This window comes from Acidimicrobiia bacterium, from assembly GCA_030584185.1.
Taxonomy (GTDB): domain Bacteria; phylum Actinomycetota; class Acidimicrobiia; order Spongiisociales; family UBA11373.
Genome location: CP129495.1, coordinates 661,504 through 684,183 on the forward strand (window position 1 = coordinate 661,504; position 22,680 = coordinate 684,183).

Here is a 22,680-nt window from a genome sequence, read left to right on the forward strand (position 1 = left end):
CGGCGGGGTGCGTACCCGGCCGACTGCTGCCGACCCTTAGACTCGCCCGAATCGTGCCTCCCAGGCTCACCATCGTGGTACCCGTTCACAACGAGGCTGGATTCCTGCCCGAGGCCCTGCCGCGGCTCATCGGCGTGGCCAGCGGGCTAGGGGATGACGTCGAGGTGCTGGTGGCCGAGAACGGCTCGACCGACAGCACCGCCGAGATCGCCCGATCATTCGCCGACGCCCACGGGCGCATCACGATCCTGAATCTGCCCGAGCCGGACTACGGAGCGGCGATGCGCGCCGGATTCCTGGCCGCAAGCGGGGAGTGGGTGGCCAACGTGGACATCGACTACTTCTCCGAGGAGTTCCTGAGAGCCGCCCTGGATCTGGGTGACGAAGCCGACGTGGTCCTGGCATCGAAACGGGCCGTCGGGGCCGAGGACCGCAGGAGCCTGCTGCGCAGGCTCGGCACCTTCGGCTTCAACCTCCTGCTGCGAGCACTCTTCCGGTCGAAGGTGAGCGACACCCATGGGATGAAGGTGCTGCGCCGTTCGGTGGTCACCGAGATCGCTCCTGAGGTCATCTCGACACGCGACCTGTTCGACACCGAGTTGGTGATCCGTGCCGAGCGTGCCGGATACCGCATCGTCGAGGTCCCGGCACTGGTCGAGGAGATGCGAGAGGCACGCTCGTCGTTCCTCAAGAGGGTGCCGCGGACGCTAGCCGGGCTGCTGCGGATCCGACGGGCGCTCCGTGGAGAGCGCCGATCGGCCCGCTGACCGGCGCCGCCGCAGCAGCACCCCGTACCCAGCCAACGCAACCAGAGCGCTCAGGGTGAGAAACTTCCCGACGATCTCGGGCGCCTGCTCGGCGAACACGATCTCGACGTCCTCCTGTGTCGGGACCACCACCATCAGCGACGGGGCGGCGCGGTACGGGCCGGCGGCTCCGGAGGCCGTCCAGTTGGGGAAGTAAGAAACCTTCACCAGGTGGGGCACACCGACGGCGGTGGTGTGGAAAGCGATGCGATGGTGATCGACCACGAGATCGGTCACTTCCCCGGTGGACACCGCTCGGCGCTCCCGATCGGACACCTCGACGATCCGCCGCCACCCCGGAGGCCCTTCCTCCACCATGAGACGATCGAGGGCGGTGACGTCGTCGTACCAGTCCAGGCTGGCCTCGAAGAACCCCTCCTCACCCGACCATACGGCCGGCTCCGAAGAGGCGACCTCCACGAGAGAGGTCTCGGGCAGAGCGAACACGGTGAACGGCTCCGAGGTCGCCAGGACCTCGAGTCCGTGGTCGGTGGCCGCCTGGGCTGCCTCCTCGGTGAACGAGACGAAGTAGGTCACGCCGAACAGGGAGAGGTGCGCCACGCCGCGATCGAAATCCATCGAGTGATACCTGAGCCCGGACACCGGGTTGGAGGGCCGCAGGCTCACTTCGGCGGCGTTGAGGAAGTGGAAAGGGGTCGACAGAGCCGACTCGAAGAACAGTCCCTCCATCGAAGGGTGACCCTCCGACCAGTACGGGATGAGCATCAGCGACATCGGCGTGCCGTAACGGTTCATCTCGTTGTTGGCCTCCCACATCACCCTTCCCGGAGGCAGTGTGTCGATGGTCTCCATGAGGCCGCGGTACTCGGCCCAGTGATCCGTCTGCAGGATCGGGTCGCCCTCCGAGGTGAAGGCGAACACTTGCTTTCCCTCGTATCCGGAGTAGTTCCAGCGCGCCCAACCGGGGGTCTTGTTGATGCCGCTGATGCCGAGAACGAGCATCGCCACCGCCGCCGCTGCCGCCAGCGCCCAGCGAGCGGTGTCCCCCCCGCGCATTCGACGGGCGAGCCACTGCACGCCTGCGCCGGCCCCGATTCCGGCGAGCAGGAACACGGCGTAGTACCAGTACGGCAGAAGGCGCGCGTTGTACAGCTTCCGGTAGTCGATGAACTGGATCAGGTAGTACCCGGAGACCGGGATCACCAGCAAGGCGATCAGCGGCCCCACGATGTGACGCCGGGAGATGGCCCAGCCCAGGCCGGCCACCGCCGGGACCAGCAGGGGCCAGAGCTCGCGCTGCAACACCGGCTCGATGCCCTTGACCGGGAACCAGCCCATGTCGGTCGTGTACGGGATGGTCGCCAGCAGCGGCAGAGCCCAGAAGGCGGCAAGAGAGAACCCGACGCCCCAGGAGGTCGCCAGGTGGGTCGGCCCCCGCCGCCGAAAGAGCAGCGGCAAAGAGGCCAGCACCACGATCAGCGTCGTGATCACGTGCGAGAGCGCAGTCAACGCCAGGAGTACCCCGGCGCCGACCGTGAACCCCCGCCCCTCACGCACGTTGCGGATGACCACACCCAGATACGCCACCGAGAAGGCGAACGACCACGAGAAGGAGTACTCGCCTGCAAGCGTGGAGAGCGTGTTGCCGCCGTAGATGGAGAAGCTCTCCATGAAGATGAAGGTCCCCCCGGCCACCGCCCCCACCAGCGAGACCGGCCGGGTGAACCCGATGCCGCGGCACAGGACGTAAGAGGCGAACGGGAGTGCCACCAGGCCGGCGACCGTGACCAACTTGAAGGCGACGCCGTAGGGGAGGATCAGGTCGAGCAACACGATCATCGATGCCGGAAGCGGAAAGTAGAAGTAGAGCACCGGCATCCCGGCGTACCAGTCGTTGGTCCACCCCAGGATTCGGCCATCGGAGAACAGCGTGTCCCGCATGTATGCGGGCAGGAAGACGTGAGCACCCATGTCGCCACCGGTCGGGGTGTTGGCGGTGAAGATCAGGTCCGGCCGCATCATGAGGAAGGCGACCAGTGCGGCAAGACCCAGAACCGACGGCGTCACCCAGCGGTGCCAGGACCAGCGCCCTGGGAGGGTGGCCTCACTGGGAGCGATGGGATGCTCGGCTATCACGGCCAGGGGAGGCTAACGCCGACCGAGGGCAAGGCTGCGGTCCGCCGCGAACGACCGGTCAGCGGCGGCGGGCCTTCTCCAGCACGGCCGTCAGGTCGATCAGGCCGGAACCTGCCTCCCACCAGCGATGCTCGCAGCGATGGCACGAGTTGAAGGTGACATCGGTGTCGTCGGGCAATGTGATCTCGATCTGAATCGCGTCGCGCGCCCCGCACTTGCCGCACGGCACCGTCGACGCCTCTGTGGCGCGTCTCGCCATCCCTTCCTCCTGCTCCACCGGAGACGATATCAATCGGCAGCACGAGTGCTGTGCTTTACCGGTTCCTCTTCCAGCTTGCCCACGTATCGAGATCGCCGCCGCCCGCCCTCCCGCCAGTAGGCGTACCAGTAGGGACCGTGCGGACAGCGGGTACACGACTCCTTGCCGCAGCGCACCCACTGGCGCCGCAGGGACACGCTCGGCGCCCCCGCCTCGAAGGAGACCCCCCGATTCTCCAGGCGCGCCCGGGCGAGGATGACGAGCCTCCGCAGCTCGTGCTCGTCCATCCCCATGACCGCGTCGAGGACGTCGCGGTCGATGGGCACGACGTCAAGCGACCTCGAGCGAGGCGAACAGCGGCCGCAACGCCCGGCGGCGATCGACCAGCGTCCACCCCACTGGCGGCGTCATGCGCGAGGCATGGTCCTCGCACATCGCATACCCCCGCCCGGGCGTGGTCGGCTCGACCAGGTCGTCGAGCCAGATCGTTCCGTCGTCATAGTTGAACGACATCACGATCCCGGCGGGGGTGCCACAGCGAACACAGCGTTCGGTCATGTCGGCAGGATAATCACAATCATGTGATTCCGTGTCGAGTTGTCTCGCCTGGTCAGCCGGTGGCGAGGAGCCGGCGCACCGAACGCCGGGACATCCGGCCCGCCAGGCGGCCCATCTCGGCACCGGATTCATCCCTGACGACCAGGAGTGGAACACCGCCGACTCCCGCGCCACGGAATCGCTCCGGCTCCAGTTCGAAGGCGACTTCTCTGAAGACCATCCCGGAGCCACGAAGCAGGCGCCGAGCCCGCTCGCAACGAGAACACCTCTCGGCGGTGAACAACAGCACCCGGGCGTCGAAAGCCGAGAGGTCGAGATCGGCTCGGGACAGACGGCGTCGCTCTCCCGCCCTCCCCCACCAGGCAATCCCGAGACCGATAGCCAGAGCGACGCCTGCCAGCGCCACCCTCCCCAGCGCCTCACCCATCGAGTTCGACCGGTGAGCCGATGCCGAAGGCGACACCCTGGTCGCCCGACATCGTCCAGCCCACCATGAGCGGTTCGGGAGCGGAGACCAGGTAGCCGAGGGCGGTGCGCGTCGTCTCCAACCGAAGCAGGCGACCGGGATCGACCACGTGTCGCGAGTTGCGTACCTCGCCCGAGGTGAGGGTGCCGACGGTCACGGACAGGGGCTCGTCAGAGGTGTTGAGCAACCACAGGGCACCTTCGACGCCGGCCATGGTGCGCACGCCAGGGAGCAGCCAGGCGCGCGACCCGGTCGAGGAACCGGTGGTCACGGCCGTTCCGCCGGTACCTACTGCGGTCACCGCCACCGAGACCGGACCGCTGGCGGTGACACGCGCCCCGAGAGCCTGTGCCGGCAGTTGGGACAGGTCGACGCGCAGCGGCGACTGGGCGGGCACCGTCAGGTCGAACTCTTCCGGGAAGGCCTCGGATTCGCCGAATAGGTCGATGGTGACCTCCACCGGAGACAGCCCCGGGTTGGCCACAACCAGGGCGGCGGCGACACCCTCGGTCTGGACGACCGGGAGCTCCCAGGTGGGCGACAGGCCGGTTCCGTTCCAGAATGCCTCGTCGGTTCCGGACCCGTAGGCCATCACCGGGACGATGAGGCCGCTCTCGGTGCGCACCGAGACCACCAGGGACTGCCGCTGCCGGAAGACCTCCTGGAAGGAGACGTCGCGCCAGGAGCGGGGATTCACCGACACCGACCGCAGCCCGCCGAGTGCCTCCACCCCGATCTCGGAGAACGCTCCGATGCTCACTTTGGCCACCTCGGGAAACGGGTTGAACAACCTCAGCGTCAGGGTGTCGTCGTCCATGGTCGATCCACCGGCGAAGAACCACTCGTCTCCCCCATTGGTGATGCAGGCATCGCCCATCACGACATCCCCGAAAACGGTCACCGAGGCGGCCGACGGGCCTCCATCCATCTCGATGAAGCCCGCAGAGTCGCCCCTCGTGGCTATCTCGGAGAGGTTCAATCCGGCGGCACCGTACGGGAGGACGGCCAGGGAGGCGAGATCGGGTGGCTCCCCGGGTATCGCGACGGGGAAGGTCAACGAAGCGGTTGCCTCCTCGATCGAGGCGACCGAAAAGTAGGAGTCGCGTTCGGTTCCTGCCTGTCCCCAAGGGCAGTACCAGATCGAGCTGTCGGCCGGCGAGCCGATCCCCGGCGGATCGATCACCAGCCCGGCGAGCGGCTCCGGCGGCTCCGCCGGAGCTGGCAGAAGGGCAACCAGAGCGCCGCCGGCAAAGAGCAGGACGAGGGTGACGATCCGCCTCATCGCCGCTCGCCTTCGGCACCGCCTCGGCGCACCCCGAACAGCACGGCGAGACCCAGCAGAGCCAGCCACACGGCGGCCCCGATCGCCTGGAGTCGACGGGGCAGGTGACCGGCGAACTCCACCCGGCCCGGGTTTCCCGAAAGGCGATTGGCCCATCCCTCCTGCTGCCAGTCGCCGGGCCCCCAACGCCAGTCGCCGTTGACGGCCACCACGACCTCGCCAGAGGCGCCATCGGGGGCGACGAAGCCGGTGCCTTGCTGCCACCAGGCCGAACCGTCACGCGACACCGCCAGGGCGGCCTTCACCTCGTTGCGATACACGGGGAAGTCGAGCGAACGCAGCGGAACGATGTCGAGTTGGGTGTCGAAGAACGCCTGCAGTGGGCTCGGCTCGGCGAACACCACCCATCCGATGCCGAACCTGGCAAGCAGCTCCCCGGCACGGCGCTCCCCGCCTTCGACGATCGAGCCCAGTGCCTCATGGAAGGCGTCGTCCCCCATTCGAGGCGTGTTGAGGAGCGCCTCCCAGGTACGGGGATACGGAGGAACGAACACCCGATATCCGAGCCCATCGAAGTCCCGCTCGTCGCCCGGTATCGATTCGGCCGGCCCGAACAGCAGGATGCGCGACGGCGCCGCGTCCTGCGTGTCGGCGAAGCGATAGATCCCGTCGAGGGTGTCCGGCGGCAGTCCTGCCCTCCCCGGGCCCGCCACGGTGACCGTACCGAGGACGAGCAGCACGGCTGCACTCCACGCCGCAGCCGCTCCCAGCGAGGCGGAGCCACCCCAGGCCCTCCTCCTCCTGCCTGCCTCTAGAGCGGCCCCGACCATGATGGCGAGGCCCAGCCCGGCCGTGGTCCCACCGAGCACCAGCATCTGCGAGCCGCCTCCGAGATCACCGCTTCGGGCTGCCGCCGCCCCGATGAGGCCGAGGAACCCACCCCACAGGGTCAGTGCCCCGAGTTGCCGGTCTCCGGTGCCGATGACACCGACCGCGATCACCGCGATCAGGGCCACCACGAGCCAGGACGGCGCCCAGAAGGCCGGCTCCCCGGATCGCAGAAACTCCACCGGCCTGGAGTAGAGGATCCAGGGCATCAGCAGCGGAACGGCGGCGACGGTGGAGGCCAGCACCCTCCACAGGGCGGGTCGGCTGCGGGGCACCCCGACAAGTGCCGCGGCCACCACGACGAGCAGAGCCACCGGCAGGCTCGCCGGCGAGAACGCCGCGGCCGCCCCGACCAGCAGCGTGATCAGTGCCAGGCGCGGTAGCCGGCCCTCGGGTCCGATGTCGCCGAATGCGGCGGCCACAGCCCAGGGCAGAAGGGCAACTGCGGGAAGCACCGACCAGTGGGTCTCGGCCATCATCGCGCCCACGGCGACACCGGCCATGAGGGTGAGCCCGGCGAAGAGGCCGACGGCCGAATCCACGCCTCGATGGACAAGCAGCCTCGAGAGGCCGAAGACGCCACCGATCGCCGCAGCCACGGTGATTGCGGCCACGGCGGCGCCGCCGCGGCCGAAGAGCAGCAACTGGACCACTGCCGTCGCCGCCACCGAAGGGTGCAACACCTCGGGGGATCCGAACCCGGCCGGGTTCCAGCCACCGGCGTAGGCGTCCAGGGCGTCCAGAGCGCCCTCCGGTGGCAACAGGCTGAACGCTCCCATCGGCAGGCCGTCGCCCCAGATCTGACGGGTCGCCACCAGGGCGTACCCGACCACCACCAGCCCGGCGAAGAAGGCAGGATTGCGGATTCTCTGCTGCCCGGCCTCGACCGCCTCGGCGAATCCGGAGAGCACGCCCTCCGGGAAGCGACTGCGCACCTTCTCGGCCACCTCGTCCCAGAGGTGACGGAGCCGAGCCGAGCCGTTGACCTGGTATCGGAACAGTTCCTCGTCGCCCGCCTCACGGCCCCTGCGTGCCTGGAAGCGGGCCCTCAGTGCCGACGGAAGATGGAACAGGTTCCAGAACCCTGCGGCCAGGAGCCCCGGGAGTGCGAAGCGGCCCACGACCAGTCCGAGCACGCTCTCTGCGAGCCCCACCAGGAAGGCGACCGGAATCGCCCAGAGCAGGGTCAGCGGAGAGTAGGCCTTGATCATGGCCCGGGTCTCCCCTGCCCGCTCCCGCCAGCGAGGGGCCGGGTCGGGACCCTGGTACCCGACCACGCTCGAGGGCACCACGACGACCCGTCCCCCGCGCAACCTGGCACGCTGGCAGAAGTCGACGGCGGCCGATGTCGGCGACATCAGAAGGTCGATCCCGCCCAGACCGCGGAACAGGTCACGGCGGATCAGCATCGAAGTGTCCGAGACCGCAGCCACGTCACGGATCACGTCGTACTGGGCCTGATCCTGTTCGCCTGGCTGTAGACCGGAGTAGGGGGCGTCGAAGACGTCGGTCGAGTAGCCGACCGAGATGAGGAGCCTCGGATCGGATGCATCGACCACCTTCGAGCCGGCCACCGAGGCGTCGACCCTCGCGCCATCGGCGACGAGCGCCGCCAGCGCCTCGGGTCGAGGGCGGGCCCGCTCGCGCAGGGCCCAGATGTAGTCCACCGCAGCCGGAACGGAGTCGTAGACGGCCTTCATGTGGGGACGCCAGGTGGCACCTGCTTCGGTTGCGGCGTGACGGACCTCGTCCGACCCGCCAACCACGATGACCCGGCTCGGCCCATACACTTGGTCTGCGATCGCCTCCAGACAGGGGCGGAGATGATCGGGGTCCTCGGCGGTGACCACTGCCACGACCCCGGGCGCGGTTGGACTGGAGGTCGACTGGGGGTCCGTGGACATGGGTTGGCATTGTACGAAGGGCGCGAGATGACGAGGGTCACTCTGCTTTCGGGTGGCGTCGGTGGTGCCCGGGCGGCGAGGGGGTTCGCCGCAGTCCTCCCCGCCGAGGACCTCACCGTCGTGGTCAACGTGGGCGACGACGATCGCATCCATGGGGTGCACGTCTCCGCCGACGTCGACACCGTCGTGTACACACTCGCCGGACGCGTCGGTCCACAGGGCTGGGGGCTGGCCGGCGACACCTTCAATGCCATGGAAGCGCTCGCCGCCCATGGCGTCGACACCACCTTCAGGCTCGGCGACACCGACCTCGCCACTTGCCTGTTCCGAACCGAGGCACTCGACGACGGCGTGGCGCTCTCCGAGGTGACCCGTCGCATCGCGGCATCCCTCGGTGTGGTGCACTCGGTGCTCCCGGTCACCGACGGCGCGCTGCGCACCAGGCTGCGAACGACCGCAGGCCAGTGGCTCGCCTTTCAGGAGTACTTCGTGCTCCGGGGCCACCGAGACGAGGTCGCCGAGATCGAGTACGCCGGAGCCGGACTGACCGCCCCGGCACCGGGAGTCCTGGAGGCGGTGGCCGGCGCCGACCTGCTGGTGATCGCCCCGTCGAACCCCCCGCTGTCGATCTGGCCGATCCTCGCCGTTCCCGGGATCCGCGATGCCGTCGCCGCGACGCGGCGGGTGATCGCCATCAGCCCGCTGTTCGCCGGGCGGGCGCTGAAGGGCCCCGCCGACCGGGTGATGGCCTCTCTCGGCCTTCCCCCGGGAAACGCCGGTGTCATCGAGGCCTACCGAGGACTGCTCACCGACCTCGTCATCGACCAGGGTGACTCCAGGGATCTGGGAACCCTCGCCGGACAGGTTCGGATCCACTCCACCGACACCCGGATCCCGGGAAGGGACGAAGGGGCCCGTCTCGCCGAGTTCGTCCTGGGATTGCCATGACCCTCTCCATCCATCCGCTAGGGGGCATGCCCGAGGTGGAGCCGGGCGACGATCTGCCCCGGCTCCTGCTCGAGGCGGTTGGTGCCGCCGGTTTGCGACTCGAGACCGGCGACGTGCTGGTGGTCACCCACAAGGTGGTCTCCAAGGCGGAGGGAGCGGTGGCCCCGCTCGACGGCGATGAGGAGACTGCGTATCGCGCCCTGGTCCTGGAACAGGCCGATCGAGTCGTAAGGCGTAGGGGTCCGATGGTGATCGCCCGGACTCGCCACGGGTTCATCTGTGCCAACGCCGGCGTCGACCGCTCCAACGCCGCCCCCGGCACGGCGGTGCTGCTGCCCCACGATCCTGACCGTTCGGCACACGGAATACGCCTGGCACTGCGCGCCGCCACCGCGGTCGACGTCGCCGTTGTGATCACCGACACCTTCGGCCGTCCCTGGCGCCGCGGCCTGGTCGATGTCGCCATCGGCGTGTCCGGGATCGAGCCGCTGCTCGACCTGCGGGGCACCCAGGATGCTCAGGGAAGGACCTTGACCGTCACCGAGGTGGCCGTGGTCGACGAGATCGCTGCCGCCGCCGACCTCGTGATGGGCAAGGCGGACGGGATCCCGGCCGCCCTGGTGCGCGGCCTCGGCGGAACGAGGGGTGAGGGCCGCGCCACCGACCTGGTGCGCCCGGCCGACGAGGACATGTTCCGGTAATCGAACCCAGGTGGCGGTCCCGTGCCCGAACTCCCCGACATCGTGGTCTACCTGGAACGACTGGAGGCGATCGCCGGCCACGGCCCACTGCTCCGCCTGAGGATCGCGTCTCCCTGGGTCCTGCGCACCTTCGCCCCTCCTCCCGAAGCCGCAGCCGGTCGAAAGGTCATCGCCTACCGACGAATCGGAAAGCGAATCGTGCTCTGCCTCGAAGGCGACCTGAGCATCGTGATCCACCTGATGGTCGCCGGTCGATTGCGCCTGAGACCCCCGGGAGCAGCCATCCCGGGACGGCGCGGCCTGGCAGCCATCGACTTCCCCGGCGCCACGTTCCTGCTCACCGAGGAAGGGACCAAGAGGCGAGCCGCGATCCACCTGGTGGAGGGTGATGACGCCTTGGCCGCGCTCGATCCGGGAGGCGTCGAGCCGCTCGACTCGTCACCAGGTGAGTTCGCCGCCGCCCTGATGCGAGGGCGTCACACGCTGAAGCGCTCCCTGACCGACCCCAGGATCATTGCCGGGATCGGCGGAGCCTACGCCGATGAGATCATGCACCGGGCCCGGCTGTCACCCCTCGTCCTCACCGATCGACTCACGGCCGAGGACATCGTCCTGCTCCATGCGGCGACGCAGGAGATTCTCACCGAGTGGACACAACGGCTCCGCTCCGAGGCGGGAGAGGGGTTCCCGGAGAAGGTGACCGCGTTCCACCCCGAGATGTCCGTTCACGGACGGTTCGGCCTGCCCTGTCCGGTGTGTGGGTCGCCGGTGCAGCGGATCGTTCACGCCGACAACGAGACCAACTACTGCGCCCGCTGCCAGACGGGAGGCCGGATCTTCGCCGATCGCGCCCTGAGCAGGCTGCTCAAGCAGGACTTCCCTCGCGACATCGAAGATCTCGAGTGACGCTTCAGCCGGCCCGCGCCCACTCCACGGTCCGCTGCAGCCCCTCGGCCAGAGGCGTCCAGGGCTCCCACCCCAGCTCGCGCTTGGCACGCGAAGGATCGATCACGGAGCGGTAGATGTCGCCCGGCTTGGCCGCGGCGTACTCGGGTCGCGACGGAAAGCCGGTGGCCCCAGCGATCAGTTCGTACAGGCGGTCGATCGAAGTGTCGGTTCCGGTCCCGACGTTCAAGAAGAAGCCGTCGGCGGTGTCGGCGGCCCGCACGAAGGCGTCGCACACGTCACCGACGTAGACGAAGTCCCTGGTCTGGCGCCCGTCGCCGAAGATCGTGGGTCGCCGGCCCTCCAGCATCGCCTGCACGAAGATGGCGACCACCCCGCCCTCGAGCGAGGCGTCCTGCCGGGGGCCGTAGACGTTGGCCAGGGCCAGGAGCGTGTACTCGAGGCCGTGCACCTCGCGATACCAGCGGAAGTAGTCCTCGACGATCTTCTTGGAGATGCCGTAGGGCGAAGCGGGGCTCTTCGCCGCTGTCTCCTTGGCCGGAAGCTTCACGCCGTCTCCGTACACGGCGCCTCCCGAAGAGGCGAAACACACCTTCCGGGCACCGGCGGAGAGCGACGCCTGAAGCACGTTGAGGGTGCCGATCACGTTGATCTCGGCATCGTGGATCGGGTCGTCCATGGAGGGCCTCACCTTGGACTGGGCGGCGAGATGGAAGACGACCTCGGGGCCGAAACGGCCCAGGACATCGGCCACTTCGGGGGCGCGTACGTCGGTGACGTGGACCTGCACCCCGCGGTGCTTGGCGGCGGTGAGGTTCCCCATCTGGCCGCTGCTCAGGTCGTCGACGACGAGCACGCTCCAGTCGCGATCGCGCAGGACCTCGACCAGATGGCTGCCGACGAACCCGGCACCGCCGGTCACCACTGCCCGTCTGGTCACGACACCCTCATTTCGGTGGAGAGAAGCTGACGCTACCCGGCGCCAGAACGGTCGCCGGGGCAATCCTCACCCCCCGGTCGAGCTCGCATCCCGAACCCACCACGGCGCCGGGACCCACCATGGCGGCGCCGGTGACGATCGCCTCCTCGCCGACGACGGCGGCAGTGCCGATGACCGCCCTGTGCACGACGGCGCCGGCAGCGATCTCGGCCCCCGAGAGGATCACCGCCTCCTCGACGACGGCGGTGGACGCCACCCGGGCGCCCTCGCCGACGAACGACCAGGCGCCGCGACCGGCGGGATGGTCGTGCGCCCGCTCTGGGCGGTGGAGTGCAGTCGCCCCGGCATGTACCGCGTCGTGCGCCGCCAGGTAGAGATCGGGGGTCCCGATGTCGATCCACTGTCCTTCGAGGATCACCGCTCCGAGTAGCCCGGCCGAAGCCAGATCGGGGAACACGGTTCGTTCGAAGGAGAGGGGTCCCACCGGGTACCTCTCGAACACCGAACGCTCCAGGGCGTACATCCCGGCATTGACGGTTCGCGCCGGAGCCTCGGACGGCGGCGGTTTTTCCACGAAACGCTGGACACGGCCCGAGTCGTCGGTCACCACTACCCCGTACGCCGAGGTGTCCTCGACCTCCACCAGGCCGAGGGTTGCCGGCCCGGCGGCATCGACGACCCGGCCCAGATCGGCCTCGACCACGACGTCGCCGTTGAGCACCAGGAATCTGTCCTCCAGCGAGTCCAGGACGGCCCTCACCGGCCCGGCGGTGTCGAGCGGGGTGTCCTCGACGGCGAGACGAAGGTCGATGCCGGCCCGCGGGACGGCCACATACTCCTCCCAGCGCTCCAACAGGTGCCTGCCGACGGCGAGAACGACCTCTTCGACACCGACCCCGGCCAGCTGCCTCAGCTGATACTCGACGAAGGGAACCCCGGCAAGCGGAAGCAACGCCTTCGGAGAATCGTGGGTGAGGGGCCACATCCTGGTGCCCCGACCCCCGACGAGTAGAACGGCCTGGCGGGGCCGATCAGCCAGGGGGGACATCGGCACCGAGGATGACCACGATCTCGACGTCGGCGGGCGTACGGCCCAGGATCACCTCGCCGTATCCGAGGGCATCGCGCACCGCCTGGGCCAGAGCCAGGTTGGAGGCTCCCGACACGATCTGAGTGACGGCGTAGTCGCTGCGGGCCGAGTCGATCGATCCCACGACGTCGAAGCCGGCGGAGGAGAGCTGGGTGCCGACGGTGGCAGCCGAACCGGAGACACCGTTGCCGTTCTGAACCTGGATACGCGCTTCGGCGTCGGTCGTCATCTCGACGCCGCTGGCGAAGGCGTCGATGACGTTGGAGGCGTCCGGTTCGACCCGGACCACGTAGGAGGTCCCACCCTCCGAGAAGTTTCTCACCGGCAGCGTCATCGACTCGACGCTGGCGCCATCGATGGACCGCATCGACCAGGCCAACTGGATGATCTCTTCGGCATCGAACGCCGAATCCGAGACCACGAAGCCTCCCAACGCATCGACCAGATCGCTGAAGCCCGAAGGCGACGAGGGCCGATCCACCTGGGTGAGGATGGCTAGCAGTACGTCCTGCTGGCGACGGGTCCGGCCGATGTCGCTGGCATCGACGCTCACCCATTGGCCGTTGCGGAACTCCTGGTACTTGCGACTGCGGGCGTAGGCGAGCGCCGTGTACCCGTCGAGGACCTGTGTTCCGGCACCCACCTCCAGTCCGGAAGACAGATCGCGGGCGGGGTAGGGGAAGGTGAGGCGGATGCCTCCGATGGCGTCGATGATCGAGGCGAACCCGGCGAACTCGACCTGCAGGTAGTGGTGGATGGGGAGCCCGGTCTCGTCGGCGACGGCGGCGACCAGGTTGCCCGCTCCCGAGTTGAAGGTGGCGTTGACCCTGCCGACGGTGCCTCCGTAGTCGATGCGCAGGTCGCGCGGGATCGACAGGAGCTGCACCTTCCCTTCCTGCGGGAGTACCTGCATGAGGATGATGACATCGGCGCGCTGCCCTCCGGCAGGACCGAAGCCCTCCAGCGAGGTCAGGCTCTCCCGGCTGTCGCTGCCGACCAGGAGGAAGGTTCGCGGGGCCGACAGTTCTGGCGGCAGATCGGACAGCGGAACGTCGCCCTCGGGAAGGGTGGAGACCGCCGAGGAGACCTCACGCGCCGCCCAGAGGACCGCCCCCAGGGTTCCGAAGACGGCCAGGTTGGCCACGATCAGGAACCAGACCAGGGCGCGCTTCATCCCCTTCTTGGGTGGGGTGGAAGGTGGAGGGGGCGGAGGGACCGGCGCCGGAGGACGCGGATGGGATGGCATGGTCATGGGTGCGCCAGGAGGTTATAGCAGTGGTGGAGAACTGCGAGACAACGGCCGCTCAGGCGAGGGCGGCGACGCCGAGGTGCAGATCGAGAAAGCCGACCATCCGGGCGAAGGCATCGCGAGCCGCCGCATCGCTGTAGTCGGGCGAGCCGTCGTCCCAGAATCCGGGTTCGAGACCGCGGTACACAACGACGGCGCCCCCGGTCGGCTGCTCCGCGTCGTTGGTGGTCACCAGGAGAGCCGGCACGCCTGCGGGCAGTTCGAGGTCGGCGGGCTCCGGCGAGAGAAGCGCCAACACCGCCCCGGGCCCCGCCACCTGGACCGCCAGCGGCGAGCCGGTGCCGATACCCACCACTGCATGGGTCCCGCCGCGCGACCACTCGCCCCACCCGGCGCCGAAGGCGGCAACGGCGACCTCAAGATCCCCTGGCACCGCTCGGGGCACCACGGCGGCGTATCCGTGTCGCGCCAGGTGCCGCGCCAGGGCCTTGGTGGGAGACGAGGGCTCCGGATCGGGGGACGCCACCACCACACCGGGGTGGCGGCCTTCGGCATCGGGGCGCGCCAGGTAACAGGAACGGTGCGGGGGCGTCGGCAGCGGCTGGATCCCATAGAGGATGGGAACCCGACCCTCGCCCTGGAGTACGGTCATCTCATCACCTCGGTGACCAGGCTAGCGAGGCGGCTCAGTCGGCCCGACGGCGGACCGTGTGGACCTCCCCCGAATCGAGCAGTACCTCCCCACGATCGGAAGCCACCACCAACCGCCCGGCGGAGTCGACGTCGGTGACCACGCCGGCACCGTCCGGCTCCCATGTGATGCCTGCTCCGATCGTGGAGCACAGCCGTCGGTACTCGTCCCGACCCCAGTCTCGCGGGCCTGCGGCGAGACGCTCCAGCAGGCGGTTCGCCCACCCCTCGCCCACCGCTCGAGCGGTATCGGGCCCCGGGTCGAACGCGAGGACGGAACCGATCCCCGGTGGCGGATCGGCCCACCACAGGTTGACACCGAGACCCACCACCACCACTCCCTCGGCGTGCTCGGCGAGGATGCCCCCCACCTTGTCGACTCCCGCCATCAGGTCATTGGGCCACTTGAGGAGCAGGCCCCCCTCCAGCACGTCGAGTGCCGACAGGCCGGCGACCAGGGGGACGAGGCTCAGTGTCTCGACCGGCCAGTCGGGCCTCCAGGCGAGAGAGGCGGCGACGGCCCTCGGGGCGTCGATCCATGGCGCCGACGACCGCCCTCTTCCGCGCCGCTGAGAGGCGGCGGTCACCAGCACCGGGGCATCGACGAAGCGCGCCCGGGCTTCGTCCTGGGTGGATGCGACCGAGTCGAGATGATGGGTGATCAGGGTGTAGCCATCCGGGGTGCGCCGCGAGTCGAACCCCAAAGACCATACTCCGGGGACCGATGAGCACCGAGGAACGGATCGAGCGGCTGCGCCGGCTGCGCGACGAGCACGACCACGCAGGGAGCAGTCGCGCCGTGGACAAGCAGCACGAGGCCGGCAAGATGACTGCGGGCGAACGCATCGAGGCCCTCCTCGACAAGGGCTCGTTCGTCGAGCTCGACATGTTCGTGCGACATCGAGCCCGGGGCTTCGGGATCGAGGACCAGCGGCCGCCGGGCGATGCGGTGATCACCGGATGGGGCACCATCGACGGCCGGCAGGTTTTCGTGTTCGCCGAGGACTTCACCGTTTTCGGGGGCTCTCTCGGGGAGGCGGTGAGCGAGAAGATCTGCAAGGTGATGGACCTGGCGATGGACACCGGTGCTCCCCTCATCGGCCTCAAGGACTCGGGTGGGGCGCGCATCCAAGAAGGCGTGTTCGCACTGGACGGATACGGGAAGATCTTTCGTCGCAACGTCCGGGCGTCGGGGGTGATCCCCCAGATCTCTGTGATCATGGGACCGTGCGCCGGAGGAGCGGTGTACTCGCCCGCCATCACCGACTTCGTCTACCAGGTGGAGGGCACCTCCCACCTTTTCATCACCGGCCCGGACGTGATCAAGGCCGTCACCGGCGAGGACGTCACCTTCGACGAGCTGGGCGGGGCCGGCTCACATTCGACGATGTCCGGGGTCACCCACTTCGTCGCCTCCGACGGCCGTCAGGCTCTGGAGGAGGTGCGGTACCTCCTCTCCTTCCTGCCGCAGAACAACATGGAGGCGGCCCCGTTCTTCACCCCCTCGGACCTCCCCGACCGCATGGATGAGGGGTTGACCACGATCGTCCCCGACTCCCCCAACCAGCCGTACGACATGACCGACTTGATCGCCCTGGTGGTCGACGACGGGGAGTTCTACGAGGTCCACCAGCACTTCGCCCCGAACATCTCGGTCGGGTTCGCCCGGCTCGACGGGTACTCGGTGGGGATCGTGGGCAACAACCCGGCGTTCCTGGCCGGGACTCTCGACATCGATGCCTCGGTGAAGGCGGCGCGCTTCGTGCGCTTCTGCGATGCCTTCAACATCCCGATCGTCTCCTTCGTGGACGTCCCAGGATTCCTTCCCGGCGTGGGACAGGAGCACGGCGGGATCATCCGTCACGGCGCGAAGCTGCTGTACGCCTACTGCGAGGCGACCGTCCCGAGGATCACGGTGATCACCCGCAAGGCGTACGGAGGCGCCTACGTGGTGATGAACTCTCGCAGCGTCGGGGCCGACATCGCCTTCGCCTGGCCGACCGCCGAGATCGCCGTAATGGGAGCCCAGGGAGCCGTCAACATCATCCATCGGCGGGAGATAGCAGCGGCCGACGATCAGGATGCGGCCCGGGCCGGTCTCATCGCCGACTACGAGGCCGCCTTCTCCAACCCCTACGTGGCCGCCGAACGCGGGCTCATCGACGAGGTCATCGAGCCCAGGGAGACGCGGGTCCGCCTCATCCAGGCGCTCGAGATGCTGCGCACCAAGCGGGTGACCCTCCCGCCCAAGAAGCACGGCAACGTGCCTCTCTAGGATGCTCGCAATGCGCAGCGTGCTGGTGGCCAACAGGGGGGAGATCGCCGTTCGGGTGATCCGCGGCGTCAAGGAGCTGGGGCTGCGCGCCGTCGCCGTCTACTCGGAGATCGACCGGGACGCCCTCCACGTCCGCCATGCCGACGAGGCGTGGAACATCGGCCCCGCCCCTGCTGCAGAGTCGTACCTCGACATCGACGCCATCCTTCGGGTGGCCGCCGAGAGCGGTGCCGACGCCGTGCATCCCGGTTACGGGTTCCTCGCCGAGAACGCCGAGTTCGCCTCTCGGGTCATCCATGCCGGTCTCACCTGGGTGGGGCCGCCGCCGGCCGCCATCACCGCAATGGGCGACAAGATCGCCTCGCGCAAGGTGGCCGAGCAGGCCGGCGTGTCAGGGGTGCCCGGGACCATGGAGCCCCTGCCCGACGCCGACGCGGTTCGTGCCGTCGCCACACGCTTCGGGTATCCGATCGCCATCAAGGCGGCTCACGGCGGTGGTGGAAAGGGGATGCGGGTGGTGCGCTCCGCGGCCGACCTCGACGAGGCGTTCGAGTCGGCGCGGCGGGAGGCCGACGCCTACTTCAAGAACCCGGAGGTGTACGTCGAGAAGTACCTCGAGCATCCACGCCATGTGGAGGCACAGATCATCTTCGACAAGCACGGCAAGGGAGTGTTCCTCGGCGAGCGCGACTGCTCCTTGCAGCGGCGGCACCAGAAGCTGGTGGAAGAGTCTCCGTCCACCGCTCTGGACGACAAGCAGCGCAAGGCGCTGGGCAAGGCGGCGCTGGCCGTGGCCAAGGTTGCCGGCTACGAGAACGCCGGGACGGTCGAGTTCCTCGTCGATGCCTCTGGCAGCTTCTACTTCCTCGAGATGAACACCCGGCTTCAGGTGGAGCACACCGTCACCGAGATGGTGACCGGCATCGACCTGGTGAAAGAGCAGCTGCGGGTGGCGATGGGGGAGCCGCTGTCGTTCGGCGAGATCTCGGCCCGGGGCCATGCCATCGAGTTCCGCATCAACGCCGAGAACCCGGCGACCGGCTTCCTCCCCAGCCCGGGCCGGATCGTGGACTATCGCCAGCCGGGTGGCTTCGGCGTCAGGGTCGACAGCGGGTACGAGGCGGGCTCGGCCATCAGCCAGTACTACGACAATCTGGTCGCCAAGCTGGTCGTCTGGGGCAGGGACCGCCAGGAAGCCATCGAGCGGTCGCGCAGGGCACTCGACGAGTACACGATCACGGGAGTCGAGACCACCATCCCGTTCCATAGGCTCGCCCTCGACCTGCCTGCGTTCACCGCCGGCACCCACCACACCCGCACCGTGGAGGAGGAGATGGACCTGACGGCGATCCGCCACCCATCCCCGTCGCAGCTGCCAGAAGACGAGGAGCTGGCGGAGCGATCGATGACCGTCGAAGTGGGCGGACGGCGGTTCGTCGTCAAGACCTGGGCCCCCGAGACGCTTCCGGCAACCTCGACCTCGGGGCGGCGCCCGGCGCCGCGACGACGGCCACCCAAGCTCTCGCAGGCCCCGGCGGCTGGCAACAGCGCGGGCGCCATCACCGCTCCCATGCAGGGGACGATCGTCAAGGTCCACAAGAAGGCCGGCGACCGCGTCGAGGCCGGCGACCCGCTGTTCATCCTCGAGGCGATGAAGATGGAGAACGAGATCCGGTCGCCTGCCGGCGGCGAGATGGTTGATCTGAGGGTCCAGCCCGGCGACAAGGTGGCGAGCGGCGCCGTGCTGGCGGTGGTGCGCTAGATCGGTCTCTCGGTTCGGAGCGCCTCACCCGAGAGTGATCATCAGGATGGAGCCTGCCGCCAGCACCAGGCCCAGCCGCTGCTTGGCCACTGTGCGCTCCCCGAAGAACACACGAGCCAGGGCGATGGTGACCGCCGGATAGAAGGCCATCACCACCACCACCAGCGAGAGCAACTCCTGGCGCACCGCCACCAGGAACAGCACGTTCGCCGCGATGTCGAGAAGCCCGGCGGCGCCGACGACGCCCCACGACCGGCCTTCGGGAAGCAGGGGCCTTCCGGCGACCAGCGCCACCAGGGCCATCAACGCCAGAGAAGCAACGCGGGCGCCTGCCAGCGGCCACACACCCGATGAATCCCCGGTACGGGAGATCAGGATCCCGAACAGCCCGAACCCGAGCCCGGCGATGCCCCCCAGCATTCCGGCGCGCAGGGCGGTGGCGCGTACCGCTGCAGTCCCGTCGCCGGACGGCAGCAGGATCAGAGCAGGCACGGCCAGGGCCATTCCCAACGCGGCGGCCCACCCCGGGCGTTCTCCGATGAGCAGGCCGAAGACCACGGGCACCACCGTCCCCACGACTGCGGCGGCGGGAGCCGCCACCCCGACCCTTGTCGTCGCCAGGGCGTGATAGAAGACGACCAGGCCGGCGGCTCCGAAGACGCCTCCGGCGGCTCCCCATCCCAGGGAGCCCCAACCAGGCGATCCCTCGGAGAACAACGGAGCGGCGGCGAAGATCGCCACCAGAGCCACCACATGGGACCCGATGACCACGGTCACCGCCGCCATGCGACGGGTGGCGAGAGCACCGAAGAAGTCGGCCACGCCAAAGGCGAGCGACGACAGCCCTGCCAGCAGCAGCGGCATCAGATGACTCCAGCGATGTCGTCAGTCGGCGGCATCGGCCAGACTCTCGGCGAGCGACGGGTGCACCATCAACGTGTCGACCAGTGCATCCACCCGCAGGCCCGCCTGGGCGGCCAGCGCCAGGATCCCTATCAGTTCCGATGCGTGGTGTCCGACGATGGTCCCACCGAGCACGACGTGAGTGGCCGGGTCCGATATCACCTTCACGAAGCCGGTCGGGTTCCCCTGGATGAGGGCGCGCGGGTTGGCGGCGAACGGAACCTTGGTGATGCGTACCTTGCGCCCTGCCGCCCGGGCATCGGCCTCCTCGAGACCGACCGAGGCGATCTCCGGCTCGGTGAAGATCGCCTGGGCCACCGCCTCGCTCGCCGTGGGCCGCACCGGTAGCCCGAGGGCGTGACGGGCGATTCGGCGCCCGTGCATGGCGGCCACCGAGGCGAGCGGGATGCGGCCGGTGACGTCGCCGGCGGCGTACACGTGGGGCAGGGTCGTCCGCAGCATCTCGTCGACGACCACGTACCCGTTCTCGGTGGCGATCCCGACCTCCTCCAGCCCGAGGCCGGTCGAGTTGGGGCGGGACCCGACGGCGAGCAGGACGTGACTCCCCTCGACCCTGCGCCCATCTTCGGTCGCCACGATCACGGCGTCACCCCTCACCTCGGCCGAAGAGGCGCGGGCCCCCTTGAGGAGATGCACGTCGCGCCCCAGGAAGTCCTCCTCCAGGACGGCGGCGACCTCGGGATCGCGATGCGGAAGAACCTGCTGTCGGCTGACCAGGAGCGTCACCCGGGATCCCAGGCTGGCGAACACGTGGACGAACTCGACGCCGGTGACCCCCGAGCCGATGACGATCAGGTGCTCGGGCAGCTCGGGGAGGTGGTACGAGTGACGGGTGGTGAGGATCCGTTCGCCGTCCACCCTGGCCCAGGGCGGCTCCCAGGGCCGCGATCCGGTCGAGATCACGGCCATGTCGAACTCGATCTCCTGATCTCCCCCTGCGGCCTCGGCGATCGCACGGTGTGGCCCGACGAGCCGTGCCCGGCCCGTGATCATCTCCACGCCCTGCGATTCGAGCAACTCACGGGTGTCTCCGGCGAGCCGTTGCGCTATCGCCCGAGCGCGCTCCGAGAGCCCGGCCATGTCGACCGCAGGCAGCCCGACGCCGCCGATGCCGAGACGCGCCGCCGAGCGCAGCGAGTCGAGCCGCATCGAAGAGGCCACCAGAGCCTTGGAGGGGATGCAGTCCCACAGGTGGGCCGCCCCGCCGATGATGTCGGATTCGACCACCGTTACCGCCGCTCCGTGGATGGCGGCGCCGGTGGCGGCGGCGACGCCTCCCGGACCGCCGCCGATCACCAGGAAACGCGGCCGTAGGTCGTCGGTCATGCTCGCGGACGGTAGCGACCGAAAACGCCCTCCAGGGACCGCGACACCTCGCCCACGGTGGCGCCGGCGGCGAGGGCCCTCTTCATCGGGAACAGGAGGTTCCCCTCGCCTGCTGCGACCGCCGCCAGCTCGTCCAGGGCGGCTTCGACTGCGGCCGAGTCGCGGCCTCGACGGTGGGCGGCGACCGCCGCTGCCTGCGCGTTCTCCAGCGACCGGTCCACGGACATGGCCGGGGTGTCGCCGCCGCCGTCGTCGGTGAACCGGTTCACTCCGACCACCACCGACTCCCCCGACTCCACCCGCCGCGCCTCGCGGTACGCCGAGTCCTCGATCATCCGTTGCACCACGCCCTCCTCCACGGCGGCCACCGCCCCGCCGGCGGCGTCGATCTCGGCCATCACTCGCCGGGCCCCCGCCTCGACGGCGTCGGTCAGCGACTCCACGAAGTAGGACCCGGCCAACGGATCGGCGGTGGCACCGACGCCCGACTCGAAGGCGATCACCTGCTGGGTCCGCAGGGCGAGGAGGGCGGCATGCTCGGTGGGAAGGCCCAGGGCCTCGTCGTAGGAGTTGGTGTGGAGCGACTGGGTCCCACCGAGCACGGCGGCGAGCGCCTGCAACGTGGTGCGCACCACGTTGTTGTCCGGCTGCTGGGCGGTGAGGCTGCTCCCGGCGGTCTGGGTGTGGAACCGCATCCGCCACGAGTCGGGGTTCGTGGCCCCGAAACGATTTCTCATCTCGGTCGCCCAGATGCGCCGGGCCGCCCTGAACTTGGCCACCTCCTCGAAGAACTCCCTGTGCGAGTTCCAGAAGAAGGAGATCCGCGGAGCCAGATCGTCGACGCCCAACCCGACCTGGCGGGCCGCTTCGACGTACGCCAGGCCGTTGCTGATCGTGATGCCGATCTCCTCGGCAGCGGTGGAGCCCGCCTCGCGCACGTGGTACCCGCTGACCGAGATCGTGTTCCAGGCCGGGAGCTCCGAGCGGCAGTAGGCGAACAGATCGGTGACCAGGCGCATCGAGGGACGCGGCGGGTAGATGTAGGTGCCCCGTGCGGCGTACTCCTTCAGGATGTCGTTCTGCACGGTTCCCCGGATGCGATCGGCCGGGACCCCGGACTCCTCGGCCACCAGCTGGTAGAGCAGCAACAAGATGGCGGCGGTGGCGTTGATCGTCATCGAAGTGGACACCTCGTCGAGCGGTATCCCGGCCAGAAGCACCCTCATGTCGTCGATCGAGTCGACGGCGACCCCTACCTTCCCCACCTCGCCTGCAGCCGCCGGGTCGTCGGAGTCGAGGCCCATCTGGGTGGGGAGGTCGAATGCGATCGAGAGCCCGGTCTGCCCGGCCTCGAGAAGACTGCGGAACCGAGCGTTGGTGGCGGCGGCGTCGCCGAATCCGGCGTACTGGCGCATCGTCCACAGCCGACCGCGGTACATGTCCCGGTGAGGACCGCGGGTGAAGGGGAACTCACCGGGCAGCCCGAGGGCGGTCGCCGGGTTCCAGTGTTCGAGATGGGAGGGCCCATAGACGGGCTCGATCTCGATGCCACTTGAGGTTTCGTATGGGTTGTCGGGGGGCATCGGTACACTCGCCGGGGTCGGGGGGA

Annotated in this window: 21 protein-coding genes; 6 read left to right on the plus strand and 15 right to left on the minus strand. The window is 69.0% G+C overall.

The genetic code is table 11. The annotated features are described in order from the left end of the window. Positions 1–53: 53 nt before the first annotated feature. Positions 54–767: a glycosyltransferase family 2 protein gene (locus tag QY307_03405; protein ID WKZ83297.1), complete on the plus strand. Its 714-nt coding sequence runs from the start codon at positions 54–56 to the stop codon at positions 765–767. Here QY307_03405 and QY307_03410 read toward each other — a convergent pair. From QY307_03410 to QY307_03440, 7 genes are read right to left on the minus strand one after another with little or no spacing between them, the layout of a single operon-like run. Further along, positions 708–2,903, minus strand: a complete 2,196-nt coding sequence (locus QY307_03410; protein ID WKZ83298.1) for a hypothetical protein — start codon at positions 2,901–2,903, stop codon at positions 708–710. The two genes, QY307_03405 and QY307_03410, sit on opposite strands and share 60 nt — an antisense overlap. 58 nt (positions 2,904–2,961) lie before the next feature. Then, complete coding sequence (locus QY307_03415; GenBank protein ID WKZ83299.1) at positions 2,962–3,162, minus strand: hypothetical protein; 201 nt, start codon at positions 3,160–3,162, stop codon at positions 2,962–2,964. A 29-nt stretch (positions 3,163–3,191) separates the two neighbouring features. Further along, the gene (locus QY307_03420) at positions 3,192–3,488 is read right to left on the minus strand and encodes a hypothetical protein (protein ID WKZ83300.1); all 297 of its coding nucleotides are present in this window, start codon (positions 3,486–3,488) and stop codon (positions 3,192–3,194) included. Positions 3,489–3,492: 4 nt separating this feature from the next. Continuing rightward, a complete protein-coding gene (locus tag QY307_03425; GenBank protein ID WKZ83301.1) occupies positions 3,493–3,720 on the minus strand; it encodes a DUF3499 family protein in 228 nt (75 codons plus the stop codon). A gap of 52 nt (positions 3,721–3,772) precedes the next feature. Then, entirely contained in the window at positions 3,773–4,147 is a 375-nt protein-coding gene (locus QY307_03430; protein ID WKZ83302.1) for a hypothetical protein, read from the minus strand. Further along, a complete protein-coding gene (locus QY307_03435; GenBank protein ID WKZ83303.1) occupies positions 4,140–5,468 on the minus strand; it encodes a DUF5719 family protein in 1,329 nt (442 codons plus the stop codon). The genes QY307_03430 and QY307_03435 overlap by 8 nt, the downstream gene beginning before the upstream one ends. Then, positions 5,465–8,260 (minus strand): hypothetical protein, encoded by a 2,796-nt coding sequence (locus QY307_03440; protein ID WKZ83304.1) that lies wholly within the window; start codon positions 8,258–8,260, stop codon positions 5,465–5,467. Before QY307_03440 ends, QY307_03435 begins: the two co-directional genes overlap by 4 nt. 27 nt (positions 8,261–8,287) lie before the next feature. Here QY307_03440 and QY307_03445 point away from each other — a divergent pair, with 27 nt between their 5' ends. From QY307_03445 to QY307_03455, 3 genes are read left to right on the plus strand one after another with little or no spacing between them, the layout of a single operon-like run. Beyond that, positions 8,288–9,208: a 2-phospho-L-lactate transferase CofD family protein gene (locus QY307_03445; protein ID WKZ83305.1), complete on the plus strand. Its 921-nt coding sequence runs from the start codon at positions 8,288–8,290 to the stop codon at positions 9,206–9,208. Then, on the plus strand, positions 9,205–9,909 hold the full coding sequence (cofE, locus tag QY307_03450) for a coenzyme F420-0:L-glutamate ligase (GenBank protein ID WKZ83306.1): 705 nt from the start codon (positions 9,205–9,207) through the stop codon (positions 9,907–9,909). The genes QY307_03445 and cofE overlap by 4 nt, the downstream gene beginning before the upstream one ends. 21 nt (positions 9,910–9,930) lie before the next feature. Next, entirely contained in the window at positions 9,931–10,815 is an 885-nt protein-coding gene (locus tag QY307_03455) for a zinc finger domain-containing protein (GenBank protein WKZ83307.1), read from the plus strand. Between the two features lie 4 nt (positions 10,816–10,819). Here the strand turns inward: QY307_03455 and QY307_03460 are convergent, their stop codons facing one another. The 5 genes from QY307_03460 to QY307_03480 form a co-directional block, all read right to left on the minus strand. Next, a complete protein-coding gene (locus QY307_03460) occupies positions 10,820–11,755 on the minus strand; it encodes a GDP-mannose 4,6-dehydratase (protein WKZ83308.1) in 936 nt (311 codons plus the stop codon). A gap of 7 nt (positions 11,756–11,762) precedes the next feature. After that, positions 11,763–12,803, minus strand: a complete 1,041-nt coding sequence (locus tag QY307_03465) for an NDP-sugar synthase (GenBank protein WKZ83309.1) — start codon at positions 12,801–12,803, stop codon at positions 11,763–11,765. Further along, positions 12,787–14,019 (minus strand): LCP family protein, encoded by a 1,233-nt coding sequence (locus tag QY307_03470; GenBank protein ID WKZ83310.1) that lies wholly within the window; start codon positions 14,017–14,019, stop codon positions 12,787–12,789. The genes QY307_03465 and QY307_03470 overlap by 17 nt, the downstream gene beginning before the upstream one ends. Before the next feature lie 130 nt (positions 14,020–14,149). After that, positions 14,150–14,746, minus strand: a complete 597-nt coding sequence (locus QY307_03475; protein WKZ83311.1) for a hypothetical protein — start codon at positions 14,744–14,746, stop codon at positions 14,150–14,152. A 34-nt stretch (positions 14,747–14,780) separates the two neighbouring features. Beyond that, positions 14,781–15,488, minus strand: a complete 708-nt coding sequence (locus QY307_03480; GenBank protein WKZ83312.1) for a biotin--[acetyl-CoA-carboxylase] ligase — start codon at positions 15,486–15,488, stop codon at positions 14,781–14,783. A gap of 20 nt (positions 15,489–15,508) precedes the next feature. Between QY307_03480 and QY307_03485 the strand changes: the two genes are divergently transcribed. Then, positions 15,509–17,059 carry an acyl-CoA carboxylase subunit beta gene (locus tag QY307_03485; GenBank protein WKZ83313.1) on the plus strand — a complete coding sequence of 517 codons (1,551 nt, stop codon included), beginning with the start codon at positions 15,509–15,511 and terminating at the stop codon, positions 17,057–17,059. A gap of 10 nt (positions 17,060–17,069) precedes the next feature. Continuing rightward, on the plus strand, positions 17,070–18,821 hold the full coding sequence (locus tag QY307_03490; protein ID WKZ83314.1) for an acetyl-CoA carboxylase biotin carboxylase subunit: 1,752 nt from the start codon (positions 17,070–17,072) through the stop codon (positions 18,819–18,821). Between the two features lie 24 nt (positions 18,822–18,845). Here QY307_03490 and QY307_03495 read toward each other — a convergent pair whose 3' ends face one another. From QY307_03495 to QY307_03505, 3 genes are read right to left on the minus strand one after another with little or no spacing between them, the layout of a single operon-like run. Next, positions 18,846–19,685: a DMT family transporter gene (locus QY307_03495; GenBank protein WKZ83315.1), complete on the minus strand. Its 840-nt coding sequence runs from the start codon at positions 19,683–19,685 to the stop codon at positions 18,846–18,848. 21 nt (positions 19,686–19,706) lie between these two features. Further along, positions 19,707–21,071 carry an FAD-dependent oxidoreductase gene (locus QY307_03500; protein WKZ83316.1) on the minus strand — a complete coding sequence of 455 codons (1,365 nt, stop codon included), beginning with the start codon at positions 21,069–21,071 and terminating at the stop codon, positions 19,707–19,709. After that, positions 21,068–22,654, minus strand: a complete 1,587-nt coding sequence (locus QY307_03505; protein ID WKZ83317.1) for a methylmalonyl-CoA mutase family protein — start codon at positions 22,652–22,654, stop codon at positions 21,068–21,070. The genes QY307_03500 and QY307_03505 overlap by 4 nt, the downstream gene beginning before the upstream one ends. Positions 22,655–22,680 lie beyond the last annotated feature (26 nt).